This is a genomic window from Bradyrhizobium sp. RT6a, from assembly GCF_040547675.1.
In the GTDB taxonomy this organism is placed as follows: domain Bacteria; phylum Pseudomonadota; class Alphaproteobacteria; order Rhizobiales; family Xanthobacteraceae; genus Bradyrhizobium.
The window spans coordinates 25,439-50,782 of the sequence record NZ_JBEPQC010000011.1; the positions used below are offsets into that span (position 1 = coordinate 25,439).

General features: G+C 55.2%; 23 protein-coding genes. 20 read left to right on the plus strand and 3 right to left on the minus strand.

Features of this window, described 5'->3' with window-relative positions; all coding sequences use genetic code 11:
- Positions 1-6: 6 nt before the first annotated feature.
- From ABIC03_RS35440 to ABIC03_RS35470, 7 genes are all read left to right on the plus strand, one after another.
- Positions 7-1,176 (plus strand): glycosyltransferase, encoded by a 1,170-nt coding sequence (locus tag ABIC03_RS35440; RefSeq protein ID WP_354065073.1) that lies wholly within the window; start codon positions 7-9, stop codon positions 1,174-1,176.
- 82 nt (positions 1,177-1,258) lie between these two features.
- Positions 1,259-2,230: an FkbM family methyltransferase gene (locus ABIC03_RS35445; protein ID WP_354065075.1), complete on the plus strand. Its 972-nt coding sequence runs from the start codon at positions 1,259-1,261 to the stop codon at positions 2,228-2,230.
- Between the two features lie 38 nt (positions 2,231-2,268).
- Positions 2,269-3,774 carry a lipopolysaccharide biosynthesis protein gene (locus tag ABIC03_RS35450; RefSeq protein ID WP_354065077.1) on the plus strand — a complete coding sequence of 502 codons (1,506 nt, stop codon included), beginning with the start codon at positions 2,269-2,271 and terminating at the stop codon, positions 3,772-3,774.
- Positions 3,775-3,793: 19 nt separating this feature from the next.
- The gene (locus tag ABIC03_RS35455; RefSeq protein WP_354065079.1) at positions 3,794-4,753 is read left to right on the plus strand and encodes a glycosyltransferase family 2 protein; all 960 of its coding nucleotides are present in this window, start codon (positions 3,794-3,796) and stop codon (positions 4,751-4,753) included.
- 32 nt (positions 4,754-4,785) lie between these two features.
- Positions 4,786-5,631, plus strand: coding sequence for a glycosyltransferase (locus tag ABIC03_RS35460; protein WP_354065081.1), 846 nt, complete (start codon positions 4,786-4,788; stop codon positions 5,629-5,631).
- Positions 5,632-5,757: 126 nt separating this feature from the next.
- The gene (locus ABIC03_RS35465; RefSeq protein WP_354065083.1) at positions 5,758-6,939 is read left to right on the plus strand and encodes an acyltransferase family protein; all 1,182 of its coding nucleotides are present in this window, start codon (positions 5,758-5,760) and stop codon (positions 6,937-6,939) included.
- A gap of 215 nt (positions 6,940-7,154) precedes the next feature.
- On the plus strand, positions 7,155-7,838 hold the full coding sequence (locus tag ABIC03_RS35470) for a class I SAM-dependent methyltransferase (protein ID WP_354065085.1): 684 nt from the start codon (positions 7,155-7,157) through the stop codon (positions 7,836-7,838).
- Positions 7,839-7,901: 63 nt separating this feature from the next.
- Here ABIC03_RS35470 and ABIC03_RS35475 read toward each other — a convergent pair whose 3' ends face one another.
- Positions 7,902-9,245, minus strand: coding sequence for a glycoside hydrolase family 16 protein (locus ABIC03_RS35475; RefSeq protein ID WP_354065087.1), 1,344 nt, complete (start codon positions 9,243-9,245; stop codon positions 7,902-7,904).
- A 307-nt stretch (positions 9,246-9,552) separates the two neighbouring features.
- On the opposite strand from ABIC03_RS35475, the gene ABIC03_RS35480 reads away from it, so the two are divergent.
- A complete protein-coding gene (locus ABIC03_RS35480; RefSeq protein ID WP_354065089.1) occupies positions 9,553-10,362 on the plus strand; it encodes a glycosyltransferase family 25 protein in 810 nt (269 codons plus the stop codon).
- Between the two features lie 3 nt (positions 10,363-10,365).
- Here the strand turns inward: ABIC03_RS35480 and ABIC03_RS35485 are convergent, their stop codons facing one another.
- Positions 10,366-11,187, minus strand: a complete 822-nt coding sequence (locus tag ABIC03_RS35485; protein ID WP_354065091.1) for a glycosyltransferase family 25 protein — start codon at positions 11,185-11,187, stop codon at positions 10,366-10,368.
- Positions 11,188-11,325: 138 nt separating this feature from the next.
- On the opposite strand from ABIC03_RS35485, the gene ABIC03_RS35490 reads away from it, so the two are divergent.
- Positions 11,326-12,495 (plus strand): glycosyltransferase, encoded by a 1,170-nt coding sequence (locus ABIC03_RS35490; RefSeq protein WP_354065093.1) that lies wholly within the window; start codon positions 11,326-11,328, stop codon positions 12,493-12,495.
- Between the two features lie 181 nt (positions 12,496-12,676).
- Positions 12,677-13,846: a hypothetical protein gene (locus ABIC03_RS35495; RefSeq protein ID WP_354065095.1), complete on the plus strand. Its 1,170-nt coding sequence runs from the start codon at positions 12,677-12,679 to the stop codon at positions 13,844-13,846.
- 29 nt (positions 13,847-13,875) lie between these two features.
- Here ABIC03_RS35495 and ABIC03_RS35500 read toward each other — a convergent pair whose 3' ends face one another.
- On the minus strand, positions 13,876-14,940 hold the full coding sequence (locus tag ABIC03_RS35500) for a glycosyltransferase family 2 protein (protein ID WP_354065097.1): 1,065 nt from the start codon (positions 14,938-14,940) through the stop codon (positions 13,876-13,878).
- A gap of 463 nt (positions 14,941-15,403) precedes the next feature.
- On the opposite strand from ABIC03_RS35500, the gene ABIC03_RS35505 reads away from it, so the two are divergent.
- The 10 genes from ABIC03_RS35505 to ABIC03_RS35550 all read left to right on the plus strand — a co-directional run bounded on the left by ABIC03_RS35505 (position 15,404) and on the right by ABIC03_RS35550 (position 25,312).
- On the plus strand, positions 15,404-17,077 hold the full coding sequence (locus tag ABIC03_RS35505; RefSeq protein WP_354065099.1) for an HAD-IIIC family phosphatase: 1,674 nt from the start codon (positions 15,404-15,406) through the stop codon (positions 17,075-17,077).
- Positions 17,078-17,122: 45 nt separating this feature from the next.
- Complete coding sequence (locus ABIC03_RS35510; RefSeq protein ID WP_354065101.1) at positions 17,123-18,562, plus strand: MBOAT family O-acyltransferase; 1,440 nt, start codon at positions 17,123-17,125, stop codon at positions 18,560-18,562.
- Complete coding sequence (locus ABIC03_RS35515; protein ID WP_354065103.1) at positions 18,563-19,690, plus strand: hypothetical protein; 1,128 nt, start codon at positions 18,563-18,565, stop codon at positions 19,688-19,690.
- Positions 19,691-19,746: 56 nt separating this feature from the next.
- Positions 19,747-19,986 (plus strand): acyl carrier protein, encoded by a 240-nt coding sequence (locus tag ABIC03_RS35520; protein ID WP_317245006.1) that lies wholly within the window; start codon positions 19,747-19,749, stop codon positions 19,984-19,986.
- A gap of 8 nt (positions 19,987-19,994) precedes the next feature.
- The gene (locus ABIC03_RS35525) at positions 19,995-20,459 is read left to right on the plus strand and encodes a VOC family protein (protein WP_354065106.1); all 465 of its coding nucleotides are present in this window, start codon (positions 19,995-19,997) and stop codon (positions 20,457-20,459) included.
- Positions 20,460-20,469: 10 nt separating this feature from the next.
- Positions 20,470-20,925, plus strand: a complete 456-nt coding sequence (locus ABIC03_RS35530; RefSeq protein ID WP_354065108.1) for a hypothetical protein — start codon at positions 20,470-20,472, stop codon at positions 20,923-20,925.
- A 94-nt stretch (positions 20,926-21,019) separates the two neighbouring features.
- The gene (locus ABIC03_RS35535; RefSeq protein ID WP_354065110.1) at positions 21,020-22,096 is read left to right on the plus strand and encodes an ABC transporter substrate-binding protein; all 1,077 of its coding nucleotides are present in this window, start codon (positions 21,020-21,022) and stop codon (positions 22,094-22,096) included.
- A gap of 4 nt (positions 22,097-22,100) precedes the next feature.
- Positions 22,101-23,084, plus strand: coding sequence for an NAD-dependent epimerase/dehydratase family protein (locus ABIC03_RS35540; RefSeq protein ID WP_354065112.1), 984 nt, complete (start codon positions 22,101-22,103; stop codon positions 23,082-23,084).
- A gap of 63 nt (positions 23,085-23,147) precedes the next feature.
- The gene (locus ABIC03_RS35545; protein WP_354065114.1) at positions 23,148-24,542 is read left to right on the plus strand and encodes an O-antigen ligase family protein; all 1,395 of its coding nucleotides are present in this window, start codon (positions 23,148-23,150) and stop codon (positions 24,540-24,542) included.
- An 86-nt stretch (positions 24,543-24,628) separates the two neighbouring features.
- Positions 24,629-25,312, plus strand: a complete 684-nt coding sequence (locus ABIC03_RS35550) for a hypothetical protein (RefSeq protein WP_354065116.1) — start codon at positions 24,629-24,631, stop codon at positions 25,310-25,312.
- The last annotated feature ends 32 nt before the right edge of the window (positions 25,313-25,344 follow it).

Genomic DNA, 25,344 nt, shown 5'->3' on the forward strand with positions numbered 1-25,344 from the left:
TGAAGAATGATGTCCGTCAAAAAGACCGTCCTTGTGTATCGGAACGAGCTCTTGCCGATCTCGGAGACTTTCATCAAGGAGCAGATTCTCGCTCTGATTGAATGGCGAGCTGTTCTGATTGGGCACCGAAATTTGAAGCAACTGCCTTTGGAGGATCTAGACGTTCGGATTCTCGAGCCCCAAAATTGGAATCTTCAGAGCAGACTGGTGTGGAAAGTTGATAAGTTCTTCGGCACTGTGCCACGTTCCGTCAGGCGGACTCTCGAGATGGAGCAACCCTCATTGATCCATGCTCATTTCGGACCTGATGCATTGGACGCGTGGCCGATTGCCAAGACGTTAGACATACCCATGCTCGTGACATTACATGGCTACGACATAAACACGTACAGAGTGTGGTGGGAAAGCGGAAACGGCGGATCGAAAATGTTATCCTACCCTAGGCGCCTGTTGGAGCTGTCTGCGCAGCCACGCGTGGGATTCATTGCCGTTTCGGAGGCCATACGTCAGCGAGCGATTGAATATGGCATCCCTGCGGAAAAAATTGTGGTCCACTACATCGGTGTTGATGTGAATGCATACGCACCGGGCCCGACCCCCATCACGCAGCGGCCGCCAAACGTCGTCTTTGTCGGCAGACTTGTCGAAAAAAAGGGCTGTCAATATCTGATCGAGGCGATGGCCTCCGTACAGAAGACAATACCGACCGCTCGATTGATCGTGATCGGTGACGGGCCACTTCGCCCTCATCTGGAGCGGCTCGCCCAGACATTAGGAACTCGCGTCGAGTTCCGTGGAGCGCAGGCCGCCGATTATGTTAAGCGCGAACTTCACGCAGCTCGCCTATTAAGCCTTCCAAGCGTAACGGCCGAAAACGGGGATGCTGAGGGGTTCGGTCTCGTGCTATTGGAGGCTCAGGCATCGGGCGTCCCTGTCGTAACTTCTGCACGCGGCGGTGCTGTTGAGGGAGTCCGCGACGGCATAACTGGATATGCTTTTCCGGAACGCAATGTCCGAGAGCTCGGTGCGCGGTTAACCGGTCTCTTGAAGGACGACAATGGCTTGGAGCGAATGGCCGAACGCGGCCCCAAATTCGTTGCTGAGGAATTCAATCTCTCCTATCGCGTGAGACTTCTCGAGGAACTGTACGATACCCACGCCGCTCGGCAGCATTGATCCAAAGGATTAGATCGAGACAATCAACTTCCAGAACATCCGAGCGAGTATCAAATCTTAGCTTTGGCAAGGAACAAGCTACGTGAACTACATCAACACCCACCAGCGAGACACCATGACGACCTTCGGACGAATGGACCTCACCAGTTGGACTCTCTTCGTAGCCAATAGGCTATTCACAACAGCGATCCGCTTGTTACCCTCCGAAAGAGAGAAAGCGTTTGACCTCTATTATCGTCTCGTAAGACGCATCAGTCTGCGATTCACCGGTCGCACCTATTTCGGCGCAGCAATCAATTGTCAGATCGAAGACCACATCATGAAGAGGATTTTCTTCTTTAATGTTTGGGAGCCATGTAATTCTCGTCTGATTCAGTCGGTGCTTCGTCGGGGAGACACCTTCGTCGACGTCGGAGCGAACGTTGGGTATGATAGCCTGCTTGGAAGTAAAATAGTCGGAAGAGAGGGGAGAGTTATTGCGATTGAGGCAGCGCGCTCGATTTTCGAGCAACTCAGCGAGAATCTGGCACGAAATGGCATAGCCAACGTCCGGTTGGTCAAGGTTGCCGTTTCAGACAAGCCAGGAGAACTTACGCTCTTTGGCGGAGACAGAGGCAACCAAGGGAGGACGTCCCCTATTGAGCGCGACAACCTCGTTCCGGTCGAAACCGTTCCGACCAAACCGCTGGACGAAATCCTCACTGACGACGAGCGCGCTTCGGTAAGGCTGATCAAGATAGACATTGAGGGCGGAGAGCTTCCAGTGCTCGAACGCCTGGTCGATACCTTGCATCTCTATGGCCCTAGCATGAGTCTTCTGGTCGAGATGTCCGAAGATGATTCCGGACGCTCCCGCGTGGCATTCGACAAGCTCCTCGCAGCGGGGTTCAGCGCGTATCAGGTGGAAAATGACTACTCTCTAAGTTCATATTTGCGATCGCAACCGCGAAATGCTCCGCTGAAAATCACGAGCTTTCCCAGGAGCCAGACCGACGTCTTCTTTGAGCGCCCCAACCATGCTCGCAGCCTGCGCCTTGCCGAGCTCGCGGGCTGAAAGCTGCGCGTATCAATCAATGGATAGCCGCCCAACCAATGGACAAAGCAGCGTTATTATCGGTCGAGCTCGACCGCTCCGACCTCAAGGCGGCGTCTCGGAGGGCGATCGCAATCAGCTATGTATCGCAGGTCGCGAAATTCGTTATCCAGTTTTTGTATACCATCGTCATTGCACGCCTACTTACTCCCGGAGACTTCGGAGTGGTGGCGATGGCAACACCTTTGTTGGCCTTTGCCGCTCTCCTTGCCGACATTGGATTGTCTCAGGCGGCGATTCAGAACCAGAAGCTGAGCCAGAGCCAGCTATCCTTTCTGTTTTGGTTGAATATAGCCGTGACTGCCGCCCTGGCAGCGCTGATCGTGTTTTCGTCGCCGCTTGTGGCTTCTTTCTATGGTGAACCTAGAGTCGGGCCAGTGGTGGCGATCTTGGGCGCGCTTATGATCGTAGGTCCGATCGGCGCTCAGCATACTGTCTTACTGAATCGCAACTTCGCCTTTGGAAGGATCGCCGCTGTCGAGCTCACATCGTTGATCGCGGGATCGGTGGTCGGTGTCGCCGCCGCGCTCGGCGGGTTTGGTATTTGGTCCATCATTCTAAATCAGGCGACGGCTTCTGGTGTTGCCTTAATTCTGGTCTGGTTGGCAGTCCGCTGGCGGCCGAGCTCCCCATCGAGAGTACCGGCTTCGGAAATCCGACACCTGTTGCAGTTTGGGGCGAACGTTGCGGTCTCGAACATATTTAACTTTGCCTCCAGAAATATCGACAATGTGCTTATTGGCAAGGTTTGGGGCGAAGCTTCGCTCGGTGTCTACAACCGCGCTTACAGCCTGCTGCTGCTACCACTCAATCAGATTATGGTTCCAATTTCGAAGGTAGCTTTGCCGCTCCTTTCCCGTGTGCAGAAGGAGCCCGTACCGTATCACATCGCATTCTGGAGAATGCTGGATTTGGCATTGCTGCTGACCTTCCCGGTAGCGCTCTTTTCAATGATCACCCATCAACAGCTAATCCACTTGGTTCTCGGCGCGAAATGGGACGCCGCCGGTCCGATTTTCGGCATTCTTGCTGTTGGTGCATTATTTGCTCCAGTCAGCCAAAGCGCCAACTGGCTGCTGCTTTCCCAAGGCCGCTCGCGAGAGCTCCGGCAATACGGGATGGTTAGTTCAATCGGCTTCGTCTGCGCAATCGTTGCGGGACTTCGTGGCGGCCCGATGGGTGTAGCAACGGGATATATCGCTTTTGGAATTGTGCAGGGCCCGATATTGTGGTGGCTTATCACGCGAAAAGGTCCCGTCGGCAGCAAGAGCCTGTTCTTGGGCTTAGTGCCCTATGTACTTGCAAGCCTACCCGTCGTCCTTTTTATATACGGTCTACAGTGCATTTTGCCTGCAAGCATATGGTCACTGTTACTTATCCTCTTTCTGAGCTACCCCGTCTTTACTGGAGTATTCGCTACATTGCCGCAGGGCAGGAGGCGAGTTTTCGAACTTGTAACCGAGGCCAAAGACTTGGTTGCAGGAATACGCATCGAACGCGGTTGATCCATTTTACGGGCACCTCATGCAAGCTGCGAGAAATCCATTAGTTTCTGTGCTCATTCCTGCATTCAATGCCAGCTCGTTCCTTGAGCGTGCTGTTACGTCCGCACTCAACCAGACACTCAAATCTCTAGAGATCGTGATTGTCGATGATGCTTCAACGGACGGCACGTACGAGCTAGCGGAGCACCTTTCCGCCAAGCATGGCATCATTCGTGTTGTTGCGCTTCGCGAAAATGGAGGGCCTGCGGTAGCCCGGAATGCGGCCATGCAAGCTGCCAGTGGCGAATGGCTAGCGATCCTCGATGCTGACGATGCCTATGATGCCGACCATTTGGAGCGACTACAACTGATAGCCTCGCAGCATTATGCGGACGTCATATTGAGCAACTTCTGCTATTTTGATCCAGCCTCCCATACGAGGGGCAGCGAAGGAGTTTCGCAGCAGGATCTGCCGCGCAGCGTTGATCGATACGAGTATGTTGCGAGCGCGAGGCCATATCTCAGCCATCAGGATTGGGGGCTCTTGAAGCCCATGCTCAGAGCCGCATTCGTAAAATCCCATTCGATTTCCTATCCGACTTTTTCCCGACACGGCGAGGATTTCTTGATGATGCTCGATTGTTTATTGGCGGGCGGCAAGGTCGTGATCTCTCCTTCACCCACATACCTCTATACCCATCGCGGGCACGGATGGAGTCGAACCTCCATCGATTACCAGGCCATGGTTGCACAGTCCGCGGCCCTCATTCGAGACCCACGGATTGCGTATGACCCCGAGATGGTACGCCTTCTGAAATCCCGGATAGCTGCCGTTGAAAGGCTTGCGGGCGAGAATAGAGGTCGGAGTCTGCTGAAGGATCGAAGATTCGGGGAACTGCTCCTTCGAGCGGTCACAGACTATCACGTACGGAGCGCGACGGCGCGACTGGTACTAAGACGGTTGCGCAATCTCTTCGTGAGTGCACGGATCGGCGCCTGAAACGCTGGCATGTTTCGAGGAGTAGCGTTCTCTTGACCATTTCCGTCTACATTCCAACCCACAATCGCGTTGACCTGCTGGCGTCAGCGGTCAAATCGGTGCTTGGGCAGCAATTTACCGATCTCGAACTCATCGTCGTCGACGATGCGTCGACGGATGGCACGGCCTCATTCCTGGAGTCGATCACGCGCGACGACAAGAGGGTCCGTGCCTTGCGCAACGACAGCCCTCGCGGTGCGCCAGGAGCAAGAAACCGTGGCATCCTGGAGGCGAGGGGGGAGTTCATCACGGGCTTGGACGATGACGATACTTTCGAGCCGCAAAGACTAGGCGCGCTGCACGATTGCTGGGCCACGTACGCCCGGCACAAGGTGCCCGTTTCCTGCCTCTATACGCAGGATGTCATTCTCAGCGGCGGCAAAGAGCTGTTCGTCACGAAAAAGAAAGGAACCGTGGAGGTCACCGACCTCGTTGAGGCAAACCATATCGGAAACCAGGTCTTTGCCCCGACCGCCGTTTTCCGGGAGGCGGGACTTTTCAACGAGAAGCTGCCTGCCTGGCAGGACTTCGAGTTCTTCCTCAGGATCGTCAAACAATTTGGACCCGCCCGCCTATTGGACATGCCCCTCTATCGCTTTGACGTCACGCCCAGCCGGAATCGAATCTCGACCAAGCAGGACAAGGTGAGAACGGCATACGAACTGGTCTCCAACCTTCATTTTAAGGACGACGCCAAGGCGCGGCAGCAACTGATGTTGCAGGTTTTTTCCTCATTCTATGGGATCCGACCGACGCCGAAGGACCTCGTGCACTTTGCTGCATTGGGATTTTGGCCGCGCGGCTGGGCGACGCTCTCGAAGAGAATGCTCTGGTCTTAGAATTTTCCCGAGGCAAGTCGTTCCTGAAGACGCTTCTCCAAATGCGGAGCAGATACGTTTTCGCGGCGGTTTCCTTGATGATGGAGTTCGTCTAGTTTGACCCTAGCGGCACGTCAGGAGTCGATCGTGGAAAAAGGACCGCAAACCATATACCTGCTGCAGGCGTTGCGAGGCTTCGCAGCTGCGTTGGTTGTTTTTCATCACGCGGCTAGAGCATTTACGGTCAACTGGCCAATAGATCTGCCCGGTCTAAGATTCTTCGCATTTAGTTCAGACCGAATCGTCGCGGCGGGAGCTATCGGCGTGGATATCTTTTTCGTGATAAGCGGGTTCATCATGGTCTTCGTCTCCGAGCCCTATGTAATTCGCGAGAAACCGGTTCGCGATTTCATTGCTAGGCGAGCGATCCGTATCTACCCGATGTATGCCATAGCAACATCCGCAGTTATTGCGATTGGGCTCCTTCGCTTCTATCGACATTTTTCGATAGATGCTTTGCCGCCGATCCCTATGACCAGAATTGTCGCTGCATTCGCGTTCATTCCCACATTGGACAGCAACGGCAGCGTCCAGCCCATTCTTGGGGTCGGGTGGACGCTCTTTTACGAATTTTTCTTTTACCTTTGCTTTGCCAGTGCACTGGCAGTCTTCGGGCGCCGTATCATTCGGCCACTCGCAACCGCCTTCTGTCTGGCGAATGCTATCGCTTGGACGTTTGGCGGACACGACGCAATTTCTCAGTTCTTTAGGAATACGATCGTGTTCGAATTCTTATTCGGCTGCGCGATCGGCAGCTTGTTTCAGCGGCAAGCGATTTCAGCTTCATACGCGTGGAGTTCCTTGACCCTCGGTCTGGTGCTCATTGTCGCGGGCTCGTCATTTACATTCCCTGAAAGCACAAGATTCATATTTTGGGGTGTTCCAGCGGCGATAGTGCTTCTATCGTGCGTTAAGCTCGAATTCGCGCGTGTCAAATGTCCTCCAATTCTTATGTTACTTGGAGACGCCTCGTATTCCGTTTACCTCGCTCACGTCATCATCATCTATGAAGGCCGCGACGTCATACGAAAGATGATCAATATTTCGCAATGGCCAGGAGATTTGGTGATCCTATTGTTCGCACTCTTTGCTATCGCTTCTGGCATTGCCGTCTATCGAGTGGTGGAATCTCCGCTAAATTCCCTTTTGCTGAAATTATACAGAGCTCAACTAGTTTCGTCGAAGCATGGCTCGGCGAGCTCCGACATACAGCATCATGGCGTCGCCGTGTCCGGCCAAGAATCCATTTTGCCTCCGAGGAAAGTATAGTTAAATGAAGCCGGGGTGCACAAAGGCGCCCTAAGCATCGTCCTTTCTTCTTGCTGCGGTGATCTGGTTGACCATCGGGCCCTAGGAGCACGACGCTGCGAAGCCGCCGCCCGCTATTGCGGCTCAAGAGACTAATCGCAATCGTGCGAGGCAGCCGCCAAGGACATTTTCCGGTCATACCGATCAGACATCCTAGTGACTAGGAGGAGACGCTGATGCCCAACTCCGCGAGAAGCCTGATCGGCCCGCTATTGCAAACCGTCTTTCCATCCATGATGAAGCGACGCGCCGAATTGAAGTACTGGCACGAGCGCCATTCCGCCGAAAATCAGATCCTGTCAAACACGCACTACGAGCCGCTCTACACGTCCGCTTTCGAGCTCGATCGCAGTGCCTATTCGGGAAAGCGGGTCTTGGACATCGGATGCGGCCCCCGCGGCAGCCTGGAATGGGCTGACGTCGCGGCCCAGCGCGTCGGGCTCGACCCGCTTGTGCCCGACTATCGCAAGCTCGGAATCGATCGGCACAAGATGGAATATTGCGCCGCTCCTTCGCACAAGATCCCCTTCCCCGACGGACATTTCGACTTCGTAACCTGCCTCAATGCACTCGATCATGTCGATGATCTTGAAGGCACCGTCGAAGAGATAAAACGCGTGACGAAGGCGAGCGGTTTCTTCCTCCTGAGCGTGGAGATCGATCATCCGCCAACGCCGGCTGAGCCCATCACCATCACGCGCGATCAGCTCCGCACATTTGCTCCCCAATTCGAGGTTGTGCACGAAGAGTTATTCGGCACGCCCGAGGATCATAATCTGCACGCCGCTATTCTATCAAAACGGCCTTACGTGCCAAACCACCCGGGCATCTATGTCGGCAAGATGCGGCGCGTCGGCTGATCCCCGGCTTTCGTCGTGGCACTCCGTCCGCATGCCCTTCATTCAACGAGCGGCGGGGGATCGTCAGCGCACCTGGAGCGACAGCAGCCGGCACGAGAGCGCCTTCTCCGGCTGCGCAATCTCGGTGCTGCAAGCGACCGGGCTCGGCAGCACCTGCCTTCCCTTGTCGCCACTCACCTCCGATATCAACCTCGCCGTCAGGGCGTAGGATCCGGGACGCATGACTGCGGGCAGCGAGAGCTCCACCACGCTGGCGCCGTCGGATCGCTTCTTCAAAGAGCCCGGCTCCAGTTTCGCATTCGCTGTTGCCGCGGCCGTCCCGTTCGCCTGGTCAACAAGAGAGGCCTGAAGCGTCCTGTTCGAAGGATATCCCTCGGGCAGCCTGACCGGGATCTCCACGGTGACCGGCTGGGAGGCGCCGAGAGATGCCGCACCGGCACTGACCGGCTTGCCGGCGACGTTGCCGACTTTCAGGAAGGTCGGCTTCGGCATGTCGTTGATCGTCGTCGAATAACCGAATTGCTTGGGGTCGGGCGTGACTTCGCTCGGCCCGCATTGGCGGGCGCCTTTGTCGGATTCGGTGAACTGGCAGACGCGGACATAGTCAATCTTGAAGGCCTGGGGAAATGCGGCCTCATCGATCCCATGCCGGCCCGCCCATTCGCTGCCGCCGACGGCGAAATTGAGGTCAACATGTGCGGGCGGCCCGAGTTGGCCATCCTTGCGCAACCATTGATAGTTGCGAGTGTAGATCAGCTTACCATCCCAGAACAACGAGACCTTGTCGGGAGCCCAGAGATAGCCCGCGGTGTGCCAGCCAAGATTGAGATCCTCGCTCGCGTACATATTTTGAAACTTGGCCAGGAAATTCCTGTCGACGTAAGTGTACTGCTTTTCGTTGAACGGACCGATTACGTTGGAATGCAGCGAGTTTGCCTTATCCTCGACCCCGTTGATTACGAACTCGAAAATGTCCGCCTCGGGCGGATGCCAGGTCTTGCCGTCGAGGTCGTAGTCGGCCTCGAGCCAGAAGGCCGGAAATACGCCTTTCGCGTTCGGCAGAAACACCCGCGCCTCATAGTAACCATAATAGAAGGTTCGATGGCTTCGGATCATCGCGGATTCGAAGAGGTTCGTTCCCTCAGTCTTCTTGGCTACCAGGCTGAGCGCACCGCCGGAGACGACGTGATTGTCGCGATAGCGCTGGTTCTCGTCCTTAAAATGGTCCATCGTTTCGTTGTTATAGATATAGCGGGTGGCCCATTTCGTCCGGTCAAGCTTGTCGCCGTTGAAGTCGTCCGAAAACACGAGCTCCCAACCGGCAGACCATGCCGGCTTTGTGGGCAACACAGCACCAACAAACAGCAGCGCCAGCAGCGCTGACTTATGAATTCCGGGAGTCATCATCCCTGAGATCCTTTTCTCAAATCGGCGTCATTTACGATCAGGGTGCCATTGATGTCCAGATCACGCTGCGCATTGACAGCTTTCGGTCGGGCATTCAGGTTGCCGGGGATGTCGACCTCAGTGAGGCGAATATCCTACATTTTGCGGGTTCTTCCATGATTGCGGCGGTCAACCATCCCAAAGCGATAGTGGCTGCCCTAACGATGCTTCGGGTTGACGAAGCGAGGCCAATAAAGGCGGAACACAGTTGCTATCGCTCGTTCCATCAGCTACCCGGTAGGCCTGCTGCAGATTGGCGAGGAAACCCGTGACGGCTGGATTTGCCCCACCCGCGCTTATTATCAATCTTGATCGCGACATTGTTCGATGGCGAAGCCTCTCGGGCGCCCTCGACGGGCTCGGTATCGCGTACCAGAAGGTCCGCGCCGTCGACGCTCGCAAAAAGATCAACCTCATTCGCCGCATCGTTCATCGCGAGTTCGTCTATCCGTCCGAAAATCGTAATCTCACCGATGCCGAGATCGGTTGCTACCTCTCTCACATCTCCGCATTGAAGCGCATCGTGCGGCAGAATCTGCCCGCCGCGATGATCTTCGAGGATGATGTCGTTTTCGACAGCCAGTTTCGACAGTTCTACCAGAATGATCTGCCGAGATTCCTGGCGGTAAGCGATATCGTGAAATTCGAAGGCATTCGCTACCCCCACACATCGAAATCCGGATTCCTGATTGCGCAAGGCGTTACGAGCGAGCTCGTTATTCGCGTCAAACCAACCCTCGGCGCAGCCGCCTATGCTGTAACCAAAGAGGGCGCCATCGCCTTGCTCAAGGCAGTCTCTGTCGCTGACCGACCCTTTGATCATAAGCTCGCATATTATGATCGCCATTGGGTCGATTACGCGGAGACGGAACCCTTTCTTGCGCGGCAAGCCGACTACACCAGCAATCTCGAGCACGAACGCAAGGTATTCGATCTGGACGTTGATGCCTCCCGGCGGCTTCGGCGACTGCAGAATAAACTCAGGGCACCGAGCCGTGCCGCGCTGCGGTTTGCCTACATTGCAAAATTCCTGATCAAGCGCCGGCTGCGCACGCCGAGGCGAGAGTCTCTCGCCTGACAATCACAAAGCTCGCGCGGCCGTACGCCGAAAGCCTCGACCAACTTTGGCAATCAGGACATTGCGCGCCATGACGATTGGCCTGTGCAACGCACGCCCCAGCCAGCCTGCCCGCCGACGCAACCTATCGATCATTGACGTGTCAGCCTTGGATTGGTTCCACTCTTTTCGCCGATCGATCTCGATGTTGCTGACAACGGACGCTTGCTGAACCAACAAGGGCCGGATCTCTCCAAACGTAGCATTGTATCCTTCATAGCCAACCAAAAGGTGATCGGTCGGCCAATCGAGGATGGAAAGGCGGCTTAACAATGCTTTCGCGCCACGCAGGTTGACCGCGTATCCGGCCGAACCAAGCGTAGGATTCAAAGGCACAATGAGTTTTGTAAACTTCCCACTGGATATGACCGGGCCGGTGCGGGAGGTGTGATCATAGAAAATGCCTTCCAGCTTAACTACGTCGCAACGCGCCAGATAATGCGGCAGCTCAGTGCGATAGAACTCCAGAAAGCTGTCCGAAAACTCGGCATCATCTTCCAGGATGACTGCCCGATCGAGATTTTGCCGCACCATGCGACGTAAAATGCCCATATGCGACAGCGTGCAACAAATCTCGCCAGTGGTCAGCGGACGCCCGATCTTCGTGTTGATGAAATCCCTTCTGATCATGGTGCGGATCAACGACAACTTGCGTTTTCCGTCGATTGCCGAGAATCGCCGATAGGGCAGTCCAGCCTGAACCATAAAGTTCCGAATGGTCTCCCAGCGCTCCCTGTCACGGGTCAAATTAATGATAAAGATAGGAATGTTAGTCTGGTTTTCCATCACGCTTCCGACAGGCATAGGTCTCAACCGTCTGCTACGGTCGAATTGTAGACCAAGCACGAAGCCAGTGCTAGTTAGAGGTCAGGCAGCCCCGTGGCCAAAATCGAGCGGTTGAGGCAAATCCCTTACGGTTGAGCAATGAAGAACATCCTCTGGATCTGCGGACGATTGCCAACACCGCTATTCACTGGTGACGCCCTCTACTCTGCGGGCCTGTTGCAAGCGCTGGCGCAGACCAATGGTGCAGCGATCACGCTGGTTGGGACCCGCAGGACTGACGAGCCGGTGGACGAGGATATCGTTGCCCTGCCTAATACTACTTGCATCGACGTACCTCGGGCACGGTCGTCCGGCCTACGGAGTCTGCTTTCGCCTCTCCCCCGAGACGCACTAAACCTGAAAACCTCCGAGCTCCGCGCCGCGTTGCAAAGACTGCTGCAGCTTGATTGGGATCACATCGTGATCGACCATGCCTATTCAGCAGGTATGCTCTCGGATATCCTCCAGAACCGCAAACATGCCTCGATCTGCTACATCGCCCACAACGCCGAAGGCACGATCCGTCCTCAGATCGCAAACAACTTCCGCAATCCTGTACGTCGGGCGATTATGCGGCTGGACGCCGATAAGTACCGAAAGCTGGAGAACAGGATTCTGCAGGCCGCAGACGCTATCGCGTGTATTTCCGACGAAGACGCATCCTACTTTCGCGGCTTTTCCAAGAATATTCACGTCGTGCCGCCCATTTATCTGGGACCAGTCAGCCCCGTCCGCCAGATCGACTCTGCTACCCCACGCGCCTTGCTCCTGGTAGGTTCTTTCGAATGGGTGGCCAAGCAAAGAAACCTTGAACTGATCGTGGAACGGTTATTGCCGGCTCTCCGCCAGAATGAAGTATCCCTCAACGTCGTAGGGGAAGTACCTCAATCATTTCGCGATCGCTTCAGTCGCTTCAGCCCGCACCTGTCTTTCCATGGGCGGGTCGACGACCTCACCCCATATTTCGCCTCCTGCCGCGGGGGGCTAGTGCCAGACTTGCTGGGTGGAGGGTTCAAGCTCAAGGTTCTAGATTACGCATTTCGGAGGCTCCCGATATTCGGTCTGCGCAGCGCGCTGGCCGGCACCACACCTGAGGAGCAATCGGAGATGTTCCTTGCCGGTGGCTTGGATCGCTTGGCGGACATGGTCATCCGCAACATCGATGATCTTGCTAAACTCAATCGCAGCCAGAGTTCTTTGTTCGAATTGGTTTCCAGCCGGTTTAGCCTCGAGGCTGGGAGCCGTCAGCTCTCAAAGGTCCTCCTGTGATGGGAATTGCAAGTAAGCTGCCAAAGTCGTACCGGGGGAGAGACCGCAGGATGGATAATGGGCGCTGCGTACCCGTGATCGGACCACAATGACTTCAACCACCGGGACAATGGAGTCGACGGCGTCCGCGGTATCGGGCCTGCAGTCTGATGTTGAATTGGACTCGACCGGGAGATTCCTCGTGGCGGTCTCGATTTTTGCCGTCCTATTTCTCGGCCAGATCGCTTACAACATTGGAGAGTTCCCGCTTGCAGCTGACCTCATCTGTTATGCTCTAATCACTGGGTACCTGCTGGTCTCGGGATATGCCGCTTTAAGCGTTCCCTCCCTTTTTCTTCTCGCCAGCGCGATGGCATTGTCGGCGCTTCGCATACCTTTCGCAATCTCTTCCACCTCCTGGAGTTCGTTCCTGCTTCTCGGCGTCCTCTATGCACCATTTTGCTTTCGTATCGGACGGCGTTCCGGCCTCCAGCCCATTCTGGACTACACGACCAAGACTTATGTCCTGGCGGCATCCATCATCGCAGCAACAGCCGTTGTACAAATTGTGCTGGTAAATGTGCTGAAGCTGACCTCGCTGGCCAACATTTATTTTCTCTTACCCTCGTCCGTTCGCGGCGCGGGCTTCTACACATTTTTCCGCCAAGAGGGCGGAATTGTAAAAGCCAACGGATTTTTCCTCCGCGAGGCAGCCGACTTGTCGCTTGTCACCGGGCTGGCCTTTCTCATTGAATATCGGTCGAGAAAAAGGCTGACGGTTTTGGGTTTGCTTGCGACAGGCTTGCTCTGCTCGCTGTCCGGTTCAGGACTGATCGCGGTTTTTGCCGGGTTGCTTCTGCCAAAGTCGGCAGGACGAATTCCGGCCTTCATCACCTATACAGTCGGGACGGTGCTGTTGCTCGGCGTTCTCTATACACTTGAGCTTCCGTTCTTGACGCCGTGGTTTGGCCGGCTATCGGAATTTGGACAACCCGGAACCAGCGCTTATGCTAGGTTCGTGGCGCCCATGCAGATGGTGCAAAACAGCTTTGACGGCGGAATATTTGCGACATGGTTAGGCCAAGGTGCTGGCAGCTTTTTTCGAGACCTCTCAATTGGCAGATTTGGCTATGAAGTGGCCGATCCTACCTGGGCCAAAGTAACATACGAATACGGCTTGCTGGGTTTCATCCTTCTCCTGTCAGTAGTGACAATTCGTTTGTATTCGAGTGCTTTGACTGTGGAAGCGTGTCACTTCCTTTTGCTGAGCTGGATAATGTTCTCTTTCCTGCTCAAGCCCGGTTATTGTTGCTTGATCTGGCTCTTAACTCTTGTGCCGAACGAGCGGCAACCTTCCACACTTAACGCGTAGCGTCCAGTTCAGGCGCGTTGCCGGACGCACTACCTCACCACACGAAAGAGATTGAGGGCGAATTTCATTAGCTTGGGACGGCTGGTCGGCGCATAGCGCCAGCTAGCCAGTGAACGGGAAAGCTGCCTCGGTCCGGCCAGCACTCCCAGTGCCCAGAAAAACAATGACAATCGCTGCGAACAGGAGAAACCCTGCGGGTAGGAGAGCGCCTGGAACAAGTCAGAGATAATCTGTGCAGCACTGTCGTTGTCGATCGGATGACACTCCGGCCGCAACGCGTACGACGCAGCCCGTAAACAAAGAAATTGCATGTTTCTGTTCAAGGCGTCAGGCGCAACGGAAAACCCAACGCTGGCGGCAACCTCGCGAAAAAACCCGAACCGGCGCTGCGTGACATCCACCTCGCGTGCGAAACGGCGGTCTTCCAACTCGAGGAAGGCACCGTGATTGGCGCCGTGGACACGATAATCCACAAGCGGCTTAGGAATTGTAACGACATCTCCGAACGCGGGGGCGGCCGTTACCAGATAACTATCGGGTGCCCTATCCGTAAACTCGGTCTTGAATCTGAAGATGCGATCGACGATCTCGCGTGGATAGGCATTTCCGGACCCCGGCGGCGATGGGTACACACCTGCAGTGGTGACCCACTCACGAATTTGCTGCGGCGTAGGCGTGACAAAATACTGCGGCAGAATGTTGCCTGTAGCTTTTCCATTTGCGTCGATTGTCCGCATCTGAAACTGAAACTTGCTCGCCTTCTCGCTCCAGACGGCAGCAATCTCAGCCATTACGTCGGGATGCAGAGCGTCGTCGGAGTCCAAGAAGATGATCACATCGCCTGACGACCGGTTAAAACCGGTGACGCAGGACCGCATCTGTCCGGCATTTGCCTGCTCTATGAGCGTTATTCTGTTTGCAAATGCCTTAATTACGTCCAGCGAATTATCAGTAGACCCGTCATCGACGACGATCACCTCCACTGTCGGCCACCTCACCCCCAAGGCACTCGAAATTGCGCTCCCCACATACCTTGCATAGTTGTGGTTGGGAATGATCACGGACAGTACTAGTTCGGACGACACTTGAGCCATTCTGATCCCGATTGACGAAAACCGATTCACTCGTGCTAGACGAGGTCTTGTTTAGACCTATGACAGCCATGGCCAAAGATCGCGAATGCGAGGCCTTGACGCGCACAGGCGCCGCAAAATTGTCCAATTGTTTTCACTGATCTGACAACCCGTACATGGTATGTCTTTTGCTCTGCACAAACAGCCGAACCGCACCTCAGAGGGGACTGAATCAGCCGTGTCCGTGGAACTCTATCGAGAACTATCTTGGCTTCCAAGACCGCCTGCAGATTTCTCCTCCCGTTGCAGGGAGCTGGCTGATGGTGGAAGCGACGTCGGCAGGCAAATTCGGTACCTAGCGACCCACGCGTTGGATGAGCGGCAATTGTCGCGTTTGGGACGCACTATTCTGTCCCTCCGCAAGCAGGGGCACTCCCTTCATCCTCTTATCCCGTTTCGCCTCGGCTTAATCGGAAACGGCACTTTGGACCTTATTGTCCCGCTCTTGATTGCTTCGGCAGCACGCCATGGCTTTTCGCTAGAGTGTATTACGGGTGCCTACGATCAGTTCCTGCAGGACGCTCTGCAGCCCGATTCGACCTTGAACACAGCGCGACCTGATGCTGTGCTAGTTGCCCTTGATCATCGTGGCCTCGCCCTGCGAGCCAGTCCGGGCGACGAGCAGGCCGCCGCTGATAGCGTTGAAGCCGCGATCGGCCTACTGGAGTTAATTCGGGCAGCGATTGCCCGCAACAGCGGTGCTTTGTGCATCGTGCAGACCTTAGCGGCTCCGCCGGAAGGACTGTTCGGATCCTTTGATCGTGCGTTGACCGGAACGACAAGGAATCTCGTTGATCGCTTCAATCAACAGGTCTGCGGTTCGGTTCAGCAATCGACGGATTTGCTCCTGGACGTGGCCGGCATCGCCGAAACCGTGGGGCTTGCGGACTGGCATTCCCCAGCGCAATGGAATTTGGCTAAATTGCCGTTCGCCGATGCCTACGTTCCGCTTTACGCTGACCACGTCTGCCGAATCATCGGCGCAATGCGTGGCAAGAGTCGCCGTTGTCTCGTATTGGACCTCGATAATACCGTTTGGGGGGGCGTCATCGGCGATGATGGCCTGGACGGAATTCAATTGGCTCAGGGCGACGCCACAGGCGAGGCATTTTTATCGGTTCAACAGGCCGCCCTCGCCCTCCGCGCGCGCGGGATCGTCCTTGCGGTTAGTTCCAAGAATACCGATGCCGTGGCGCGCCGGCCATTCAAAGAGCATCCCGACATGCTCCTGAAAGAAGAACACATCGCGGTCTTCCAGGCCAATTGGGACGACAAGGCAGCTAATATCCGCGCCATCGCAAAGGAGCTCTCATTGGGATTGGATTCGCTGGTCTTTCTCGATGACAATCCCGTCGAGCGAGGCCTTATTAGGCGCGAAATTCCCGAAGTTGCGGTCCCCGAATTGGAGAGCGACCCAGCCGACTATGCACGGACGCTCGCCGCCGCGGGGTATTTTGAAGCGACCGAATTCTCCGAAGAAGACCGTTCACGCGCACAGATGTACCAGGCCAACGCCCGTCGGCTGAGTCTGCTAGGGCAGACTTCGGATCTGCAATCTTATCTACGCTCCTTGGAGATGCGCATCGTTTTCGGATCCTTTGACGGCACTACGAGATCACGCGTCACGCAGCTGATCAACAAGAGCAACCAATTCAATCTGACCACTCGCCGCTATACCGAATCTCAGGTGGAGCAGCTTGAACTCGATCAAGAAGCGATGAGCTTGCACGCGAGACTCTTTGATAAGTTCGGAGACAACGGCATCATATGCGTCGTGATATGTCGCCCTTCCCGGCCAGAGACCTGGACCATAGACACATGGTTGATGAGTTGTCGCGTGCTGGGGCGCTGCGTGGAACAAGCGGTCTTGGCAGAAATTCTGCTGCGCGCCCGCGCCGCGGGCGTTTCAATCCTGGAGGGCATTTACATTCCGACAGAGCGAAACGAGATGGTCCGCGAGCACTACGGCAAGCTGGGATTTTCCCGAATCGAGGAGGCCTCCGACGGCAGCATTCGATGGGAGTTGAAGACCGACATGCAGCCCGGCGATTTGCCGATGGCCGTCGAGCGTGAAAAGTCCGAGATGGAGCCCGCCTGATCCGGTCCACAACAACATTGCAAGCTGGCATAGATCGAACTCTCGATGAGTCTTACCTCACCTCTGTTCCTCGCATTCTTGGCAGCCGTCGTGGTCGCAAGCAACGTCACCGACTCTGTCTTCTTCCGCAGGCTTGTCCTTGCCTTGGCCAACGCGATCTTCATCGCAAGCTATCTTACCGATTACAGTCAGGCATTGCCGCTCCTCGGATTTCTGCTGCTGGGTTATCTATGGACCTCAGTTCTTTATGCGCGGAAATCTACGCTCGTGTTGGGCCTTGGTATCCTTAGCGTATTGAGCTGTTATGTTTTTCTAAAACGTTTCTCCTTCTTCGAAGATGTGGGGCAGCTTTCCTTTCCTTATTTGACGATCGGACTCTCCTACATTCTTTTTCGCATTCTGCACATCATGGTGGACGTTCGCTCGGGAGACATTGCCGAGCGAATCCCTCCGATCGCGTTCTTCCGATACACCTGCAACTTTCTGTGCTTTGTTTCCGGCCCGATTCAACGTTATCAAGAATTTCGCTCCGCCGACGGCATTGCCGTCGTCAAGCTCGATTCGACCGTCGTCTATCAGGCCTTCGCGAGAATCATTGCCGGCTACCTAAAGTTCGTCGTCGTTGCAGCCACGGCGGAATACGCGTTTTCATTTTTGAAGCCTCAGCTTTTCCAGCTCGGCGATCTCCCGCTGATGAAGCTTTGTGCAATTTATGGCCTAGTGGCTTCGCTATACACGATCTACCTCTACTACAACTTCTCAGGGTATATGGATATTGTAGTCGGAAGCGGGCTCTTGCTCGGGCAAGCCCTGCCGGAAAACTTCGATAGGCCTTTTTCGGCTCGCAGCTTTTTGGAATTCTGGCAACGCTGGCACATGACATTGTCGCAATGGTTCAAGTTTTACCTGTTCAACCCCCTTGTCATGTTGTTGATGTCTTGCTTCCCCGCGCCTGCGCTAACGGCGTATCTTGGCGTTCTGGCGTTCTTCATTACATTTCTTGTCATGGGCGTTTGGCATGGCACAACCGCCGTATTCGTTGTGTACGGACTGCTCATGGGGGCCGGCGCGAGCATCAATAAACTTTGGCAGGTCGCGTGCAACGAGCGATTGGGAAAGAAGGGTTATCGGACGCTGACCTCGTCCGTAGCGTACATCTATATTTCGCGCGGTATTACCGTCGGCTATTTTGTGATTGCATTGACCTGTTTATGGGTGCCCGAGCTGTCGAATTTCAATTCGCTGCTCGCCAAGCTTGGCCCCGCAGGAATATCGCTGGCCTTTGTTGCGATAGCCGTCGCATTCGCGCTTTTCTGGTTCGTCGCCGATCATATTGTTCCGCGCGTGACGGTGCCGGAGGCGCTAGCGACGATCCGTGATAGCTTGCTGGGCAAAAACCTCGCACTGGCAGGCAAGATGATGGCGATCGTCGTAGTCGCTACTCTGCTTCATAAGGCTCCCGACTTCGTCTACAAGGCGTTTTGAGTGAAATACATCCTTCAACAGGCCGCACTGACGTTTGCGTCCTTCGCGCTTCTCTACGGTTTGGTGGGAGGTGTTTCCTTTCTGGTTTTCCCGGACCCTTCGCGCGGAGGAGTTCGGGACTTCCAAGCCGCCGAACGCACCTTGTTCATGACCGTTCCGAAGTATGTGTTCCTGGGACGTAGCGTGCTCGACGGCCCAGGCAACAAGGTGCTCGTCGTGGGAGCATCCAACGCAGCGGTTGGATTTTTGCAACGACGCATTCAATCAAAATTTGAATGCGCCCAGGTAAGCAACTTGGCCATCGGCGGCTCCAATGTCTCGGAGGTCAAGCAGGTCATCGACCTGATCCATGAGACGCAAGGCAATCGAGACCGCACCCTCAATACATTCGTGATCAGCGTATGGTACGGGATGTTTGTCGATTCGGAGATCAAGTACGTCGATCCGGACCGAAACCGCGGCGACACCGACCTCGATATTGAACGATATAGGTACGGCTTCTATAGACGGACACCTGAAGGCCCGGTAGCAGTCCTACCGCCGAATTGGCTTGATGTCGGAGTGATGATGCTTCGTCCGCTATTGCTGGTTGAAAAGGCCGCACGCGAGGCGAGGTCGGCCGCCAATCTGCTCCTTACAGGCCGCCGGTCCGCGCAACGGACCGAGATCGAGCGCGAAGCCGCTGTGATGTCGGAGCAAGAAAAAAGAAACGCTTTGGATTATTGGGACAAAACCATGGGATCTACCAGCAGGATATCTGAGAAGGAGGTAGACCTGCTGAGGAACGTGATAGGATCCCTGGTGAACGCCGGAGAAAAAGTCCTGCTCGTGGATCTCCCGATTCCCGCTTGGCATCGAGATAGAAGTCCCTATCACCAGGACTACGAACAAAAGATAGAGGATCTGTCTCGGCAATTCAAAGATCGACCGAACTTTGTCTCGATGTCCATGAGCGATCTGGACGGAAACGAAGACTACTCTGACGAGGTACATGCTAAGCGGCACTTGGCAAATATCTGGTCGGACAGGTTGGCGGATGTCTTGAATCCGCTTGTTTGCGACAAGACTGCCAAGCCTCAGGCTTCGCTGCACGCTCCGGAGCAATCCGCAACGACATCGGGCCGTTGAAAAGCCATGCGAACGGTGGCGAATGGCCGACGTTTCGATCCGTTAAAAGGACCCCCATGGATCAATCCCAGATTTACTCCAGAATAACAACTGTCTTCCGCGATGTCTTCGACGAGGAAGACCTCGATCTGACGCCCGAAACAACGGCCGACGATGTTGATGGCTGGGATAGCCTGTCCCACATTCGCTTGGTTTTGGCGGTTTCGAAATCCTTCGGCATCAAATTCTCCGCATCCGAGATTGGTGGCCTGAAGAACGTCGGTGAACTGGTCGCGCTTATTCAGAAGAAACTTTGAGAAGTCGCGTGCCTGCATCGCCCCATATCGCTCCAGCATTGGCGAGCCTTTCCTTTCACCATTTGGGCTTGGCTGTTGCGTCTCGCGACGACGCCTTTCGCTACCTAGCGTCGCTTGGATATTCGCCCGGAAATTCGGTGTTTGACCCTCTACAGAGGGTCAACCTGGCCATGCACCACCACCCCACTATGCCCGATATTGAGGTGATTTGGCCTGGGGACGGTCCCTCTCCGGTCGACAAGCTTATCGAAAAGACGGGCTCGATGATTTATCATATATGCTATGCATGCCCCGACGCAGACGCGGCGCTAGGTGCGCTTTCGGCTGCCGGCAATGAGGTCATAACCCTTAGCCCGCCTACCGCCGCGGTGTTGTTTGATGGGCAGGAAGTTTCGTTTCACCATGTCTCTGGCTTCGGTCTTATCGAAATCTTGCACACGAGCCTGCAACCAGGGCGGCAGCAGCCAGAATAGCGGACTACCAATGTCAAACCTTGCTCTTTGCAACATCCTGCGGCAGGCCAATCAGGCTTTATGCGCGGTACTCATTGCCTTACAGATCTCTACAGGATCGGCCTATGCTCAGGATCTCGGTAAGAAAACCGCGCCAATTTACGGCGGCACAGGAGTTGCGTCGCAATCGAGCGATCGCTTCCAAGGCATGAGCGGGACTTACGCGCCAGTCCACAAGACACCAGATGGGCAAGCCTGCATCTCGGTCCATCCGATGGCTCGCCCTCAAACACTAAACCCAAAAATTATCGATCAGGTCGTGCTCGTGGCTAACATCTGTGGCCAATCGATCCGGATCGAAGTTTGCTACGCCGGCAGTAAGGACTGTATTATCGTGCCGTTGGTGGGGTATCAAAAGCTGCAAAGGACTTTAGGAGTCGCGCCAGGATCGACTTCATTCAGATATCAGTACCGTGAACTCTATTGAACCGTCTTGAAGCCCGGCCAGTTCTGCGCTCCTTGGCCCCAACGATGCGGCTGGTGAAGTATTCATCGGCGCCGGCCTGAGAACCAATATTTAGATGAACAGAGCTCGACGAAGCGCCGGCAAAGTCCACATTGGTTCCTATGGCCTCAGCGGATTGGTGGTCGCCTGCGCTTTGGCCGCAGCTCTGTTGTTTTGGTTGAAGCCCTCCCGGAGTGACGCTCTCAAACCTAACGAGGCTGCCGTCCAGTACACGCTTCAGTTGAGCGACCCGATATCGCCGGCAGCTGCCGGAACCATTGTGGCTATCTCCGACGGCATTTTCGCCCAAGCCGGACTCAACATCCGCGTGCACTCAGGCTCCGTGGACAACGATGCCATCGCAGCAGTCGTAGCCGATGAGAATACCATCGGCCTGGCTTCAACCGCCGGATTTTTAAAGGCGCGATCGGAAGGCTTGCCAATTGTGGCTTTCGCCGGAAGCTTTGCAGTCAGCTCCGTCCAGTTTTTTACGCTGCCCGACACCGCGCTTTTGAAGCCGTCGGACCTCGAGGGCAAACGCATTGGATATAAGGGCGGGCCGGAACTCTCGGCTGTTTTCTACGAGTTTGTCAGAAAGAACTCCCTGGCGCAGAGCAGGATTGTTTTGATCGAAAGTGGAGCGGCGCTGCAGGATCTCCTGGACCGAAAGATAGATGTGCTTCTTGGGCGCGCGGACGTCGAAGGTCAGCAATTGTCGCAATTGAACATCGACTATAGGACCCTTAGCCCCGACGGCTACGGCGTCCATGCTGCCGGACCGGTATACTTTGTTCAGGAGCGCGCCCTTGCCAAGCGACGCAATCTTGAAAAGTTCATCACCGGTACGGCGGAGGGTTGGAGTGCCGCCTACGCCGATTATGGAAGAACAATTCCTAAAATCGCCAATTCCACTTCCCCTCCTCTCCCGATCGCTTTGACATCTCGCCTGATGGATAATCAGCGCCGTTTCTTGCGCCCCTTTGGCACGAGATTTGGCGAGCTAGATGAGAGACGCATTCGTGTTCTGGCATCCCAACTTTTGCTGCGACGTATCATTCAGGAGCCCGTGGATCTAAACCGTGCAATCAACTACGATGTTTTGAAAGAGGCCTACCGTAAGGAGGCACGTAACCTAGATCGCAGCGAGCCTTGATCCAATGTCAAGCCGTACTCAAGCTATTGTCTTTGGTGGTGCCGGCTTCATCGGGACTCACCTGACAAGCTACCTAGTGTCATCCGGCAAGTATGATCGCGTTGTTTCCATCGACATCAGCGAACCTAGAAGTCGCGTTGCCGGCGTCGAATATCTGCACCATGATGTGCGTGACACGATTGCCCCCGGCATCTCCAACGGAGACCCTGTCGACATCTTCAATCTTGCGGCCGTTCACGTCACGCCAGGTCACCCGGACGGCGATTACTACTACACCAACGTCTTAGGGGCGGTTAACGTTTGCAGGTTTGCCGACGAAATCGGCTGCAAGGATATTGTTTTCACGAGCTCCATCTCGATCTATGGACCAAGCGAGGCAGAGCTTGATGAGGAGGCTACGCCGCGGCCTATAAGCGCCTACGGCCGCTCAAAGCTTGCGGCCGAAAAAATACATTTGCTTTGGCAATCCGGGGCATCGAACCGGAGGCTGACTATTGTTCGCCCCGCGGTGATCTACGGACTTTATGAGCGCGGAAATTTCACACGTCTTTCGCGAATGCTGGAAAGGAAGGCCTTCGTCTATCCCGGCAGAACGGACACCATCAAATCCTGCGGCTACGTGAAGGATCTTGTTTCCTCCATGATTTATATGTCGGCGCGAAATGAAGGCCTGTCGATCTATAATTTCTGCTTTGAGCACAGACATTCAATCAGCGAGATATGCGCTTCGTTCTCGAGGGTCGCCGGTTATACCCAACCGCGGCTCACCATTCCGATTTGGTTGATGAATCTCGCAGTGCTTCCGTTTGAAATCCTGCAAAGCGTTGGCCTAAAGACCGGGATCAACCGCGAGCGGGTAAGGAAATTGTGGTTTTCCACGAATATTTTACCCAAACGCCTGGTCGCGAACGGTTTCGAGTTTTCCTATGATATGGATGCCTCGCTCGCAGAATGGAGACGAGATTCCACTCTGAAGGATTTCGATTAGCCGTTCTTCTAACGGGGCTCCCATCGGCTACCCACAAAGCTTACGTTCGTACGCAGAGACAACGTGACGAGTGTGTCCACCGCAAATGAGGCCCTCAGCTCCGCCCGCTCCGCGGCGAACGTTGGCCTGTGTGCGGTCATTGCGCTCGCACCGCTGCCATTCGCGTCCATGGACATGCGGATTGTGGCGATCTGGATACTTTTGCTGTCGTCCGTGCTCCTTTTGGCGAGTTTGCGACCGGTAAGCTCCCGCGACCTGTCATTCATCATCGGCTTCGCAACAATCTCGGTGGCTTGGATCTTTGTTGTTGGCGCACAGTTGGGAACAGCTTCGCTGCCATCCGCATGGTTGACGGCTTCGATTTGGCAGCAGGCCTCGGCTATTCTGGGGCAAGATTTAACTGGCTCCGGTTCGGTAGCGCGCAATCAGCCGTTTTTTGCTATGGGATCACAGATTGCTTGTTGGCTGTCGATGCTCTGCGGCTATCTGGTCGGCCGTGATAGACGTGCCGCCCGTTGGCTGTTGATGGCCTTTTTAGCATCCGCACTAGCCTACGCGGTGTATGGATTGTTCGCATTCATCTTTTGGCCCAACTATTTACTTTGGCACCAAAAATTCAATTATTTGAATGCGGTGACAGCGACCTTCATCAATCCAAATGTTGCGGCCTCGTATTTCGGAGCCGCAAGCGTTGGATGGTTTTTGGTTTTTGCGAGCTCAATGAACAACAGCTCGGCTCCGCTTTCTTGGCGCGAGCAGATCAGGTTTCGCCTTCGGGCGGCGCGAACAGTGCTCCACCTGCTGGCCTGTTTCGTCATCCTGGCTGCGACCATGATGACGGGCTCGCGCGCTGGTTCGGTTGTGTCCCTGCTTTGCGTGGCGGGGGCTCTCGGAACTCACTTCCGCAATCAATTGAAACAGCGGCACTTGTTGTGGGTTTTTCCGATCGCGGCCGTAATATTGATTATTGGAGCAATTTCGATCTTTGCGCCCAGCGTCAACCGCAGATTTGGCAGCCAGGGCTTCTTTGATGCCGGACGCTGGCACGCCTATGTGTCAATGGCCCAAATCATCAAGGGGTATCCATGGCTTGGTTCCGGACTAGGGACCTTTCGCTGGACCTTTCCAGCGTATCGGAGCGGAGAGCTTCCTTCCTATGGCACGTGGGAACAGGGCCATAATACCACTTTGGAAATTGCCTCAGAAATGGGCATCCCCTTCACCGCGATCGTAGCAGCCGGCTGGTTGGTCGCCCTTCTCATTCTCGGACGCGGAATAACACGGCGCAATCGCGACGGAATTTTTCCAACGGCGGCCTTTTGGGTCGCGACCTTGGCGGCAGTTCATTCGCAGGTCGATTTTCCCCTGCAAATTCCTGGCTTTAGTTTGGCGATCTGCCCCATCCTGGGTATGGGAATGGCTCAATCCTTTTCAAGCAGTGAACCGCCATTAACCTAACCTCACAGGATGCTTTGCGGTACTGTACATTTGCCTAATTTTCTTTTAAAAACACGTGATTAGGTCACAAAGTGGATGGTTTGATCATGAAGGCACCAGCAGGCTCGGCGTTTTCGAAGTACATTTTCTCGGCCACGCTCTGTGCGCTGACATTGTACTTTCCCACCGGCGCCCTTGCCGCCTGCGTAAGCGATGCTGACGCTGCCCAAAAGGCGGCGAATTTTACCACCAATCCATCATCCCTTTTGAATGGACCCAATGGACCTCGCACATCCGAAGAGATCGCGGCAGATGTCCAGACCTTTGTCGCCTCCTATCCTCAGGCGCTGCCGGCGGTGCTTAGTGTCCTCAAGGACTTGGCCGGCAAGGGACCATCGACCTCCGACCTCCAAAAAGCAATCGGCACCGGCCTCGGTAAGGCGGCGAATGTTTGCAAAACGACCGACGTGACTTTCTCTTTGGAAATTCAAGGCGACCTGGGTGCGACCGGATCGTCCGATGCAAACGGCCAGTACGCTGCCGTTACCGGAAACGATCCGACCCGAAGCGTAGCTCTGTCAGGGGCCACGACAGGATCTTCCGGCGGCGTTGGCGGTCAGACGACACCGACCGGGGGTGCATTCTCCGGGACATCCTTCCAGAGCTTCGTATCCAACAGCGTCTCTAACAACCCGACGAACTATTTCAGTTCGAGCGTTGGCGGCGCGGGATCAGCAGGCGGGAGCAGCACCACGACGATTATCTGCTCTGTCTCAGGGACCTGTCCCTGAGCATTCGAGCATCGCAGTTTGGCCTTCGTGAT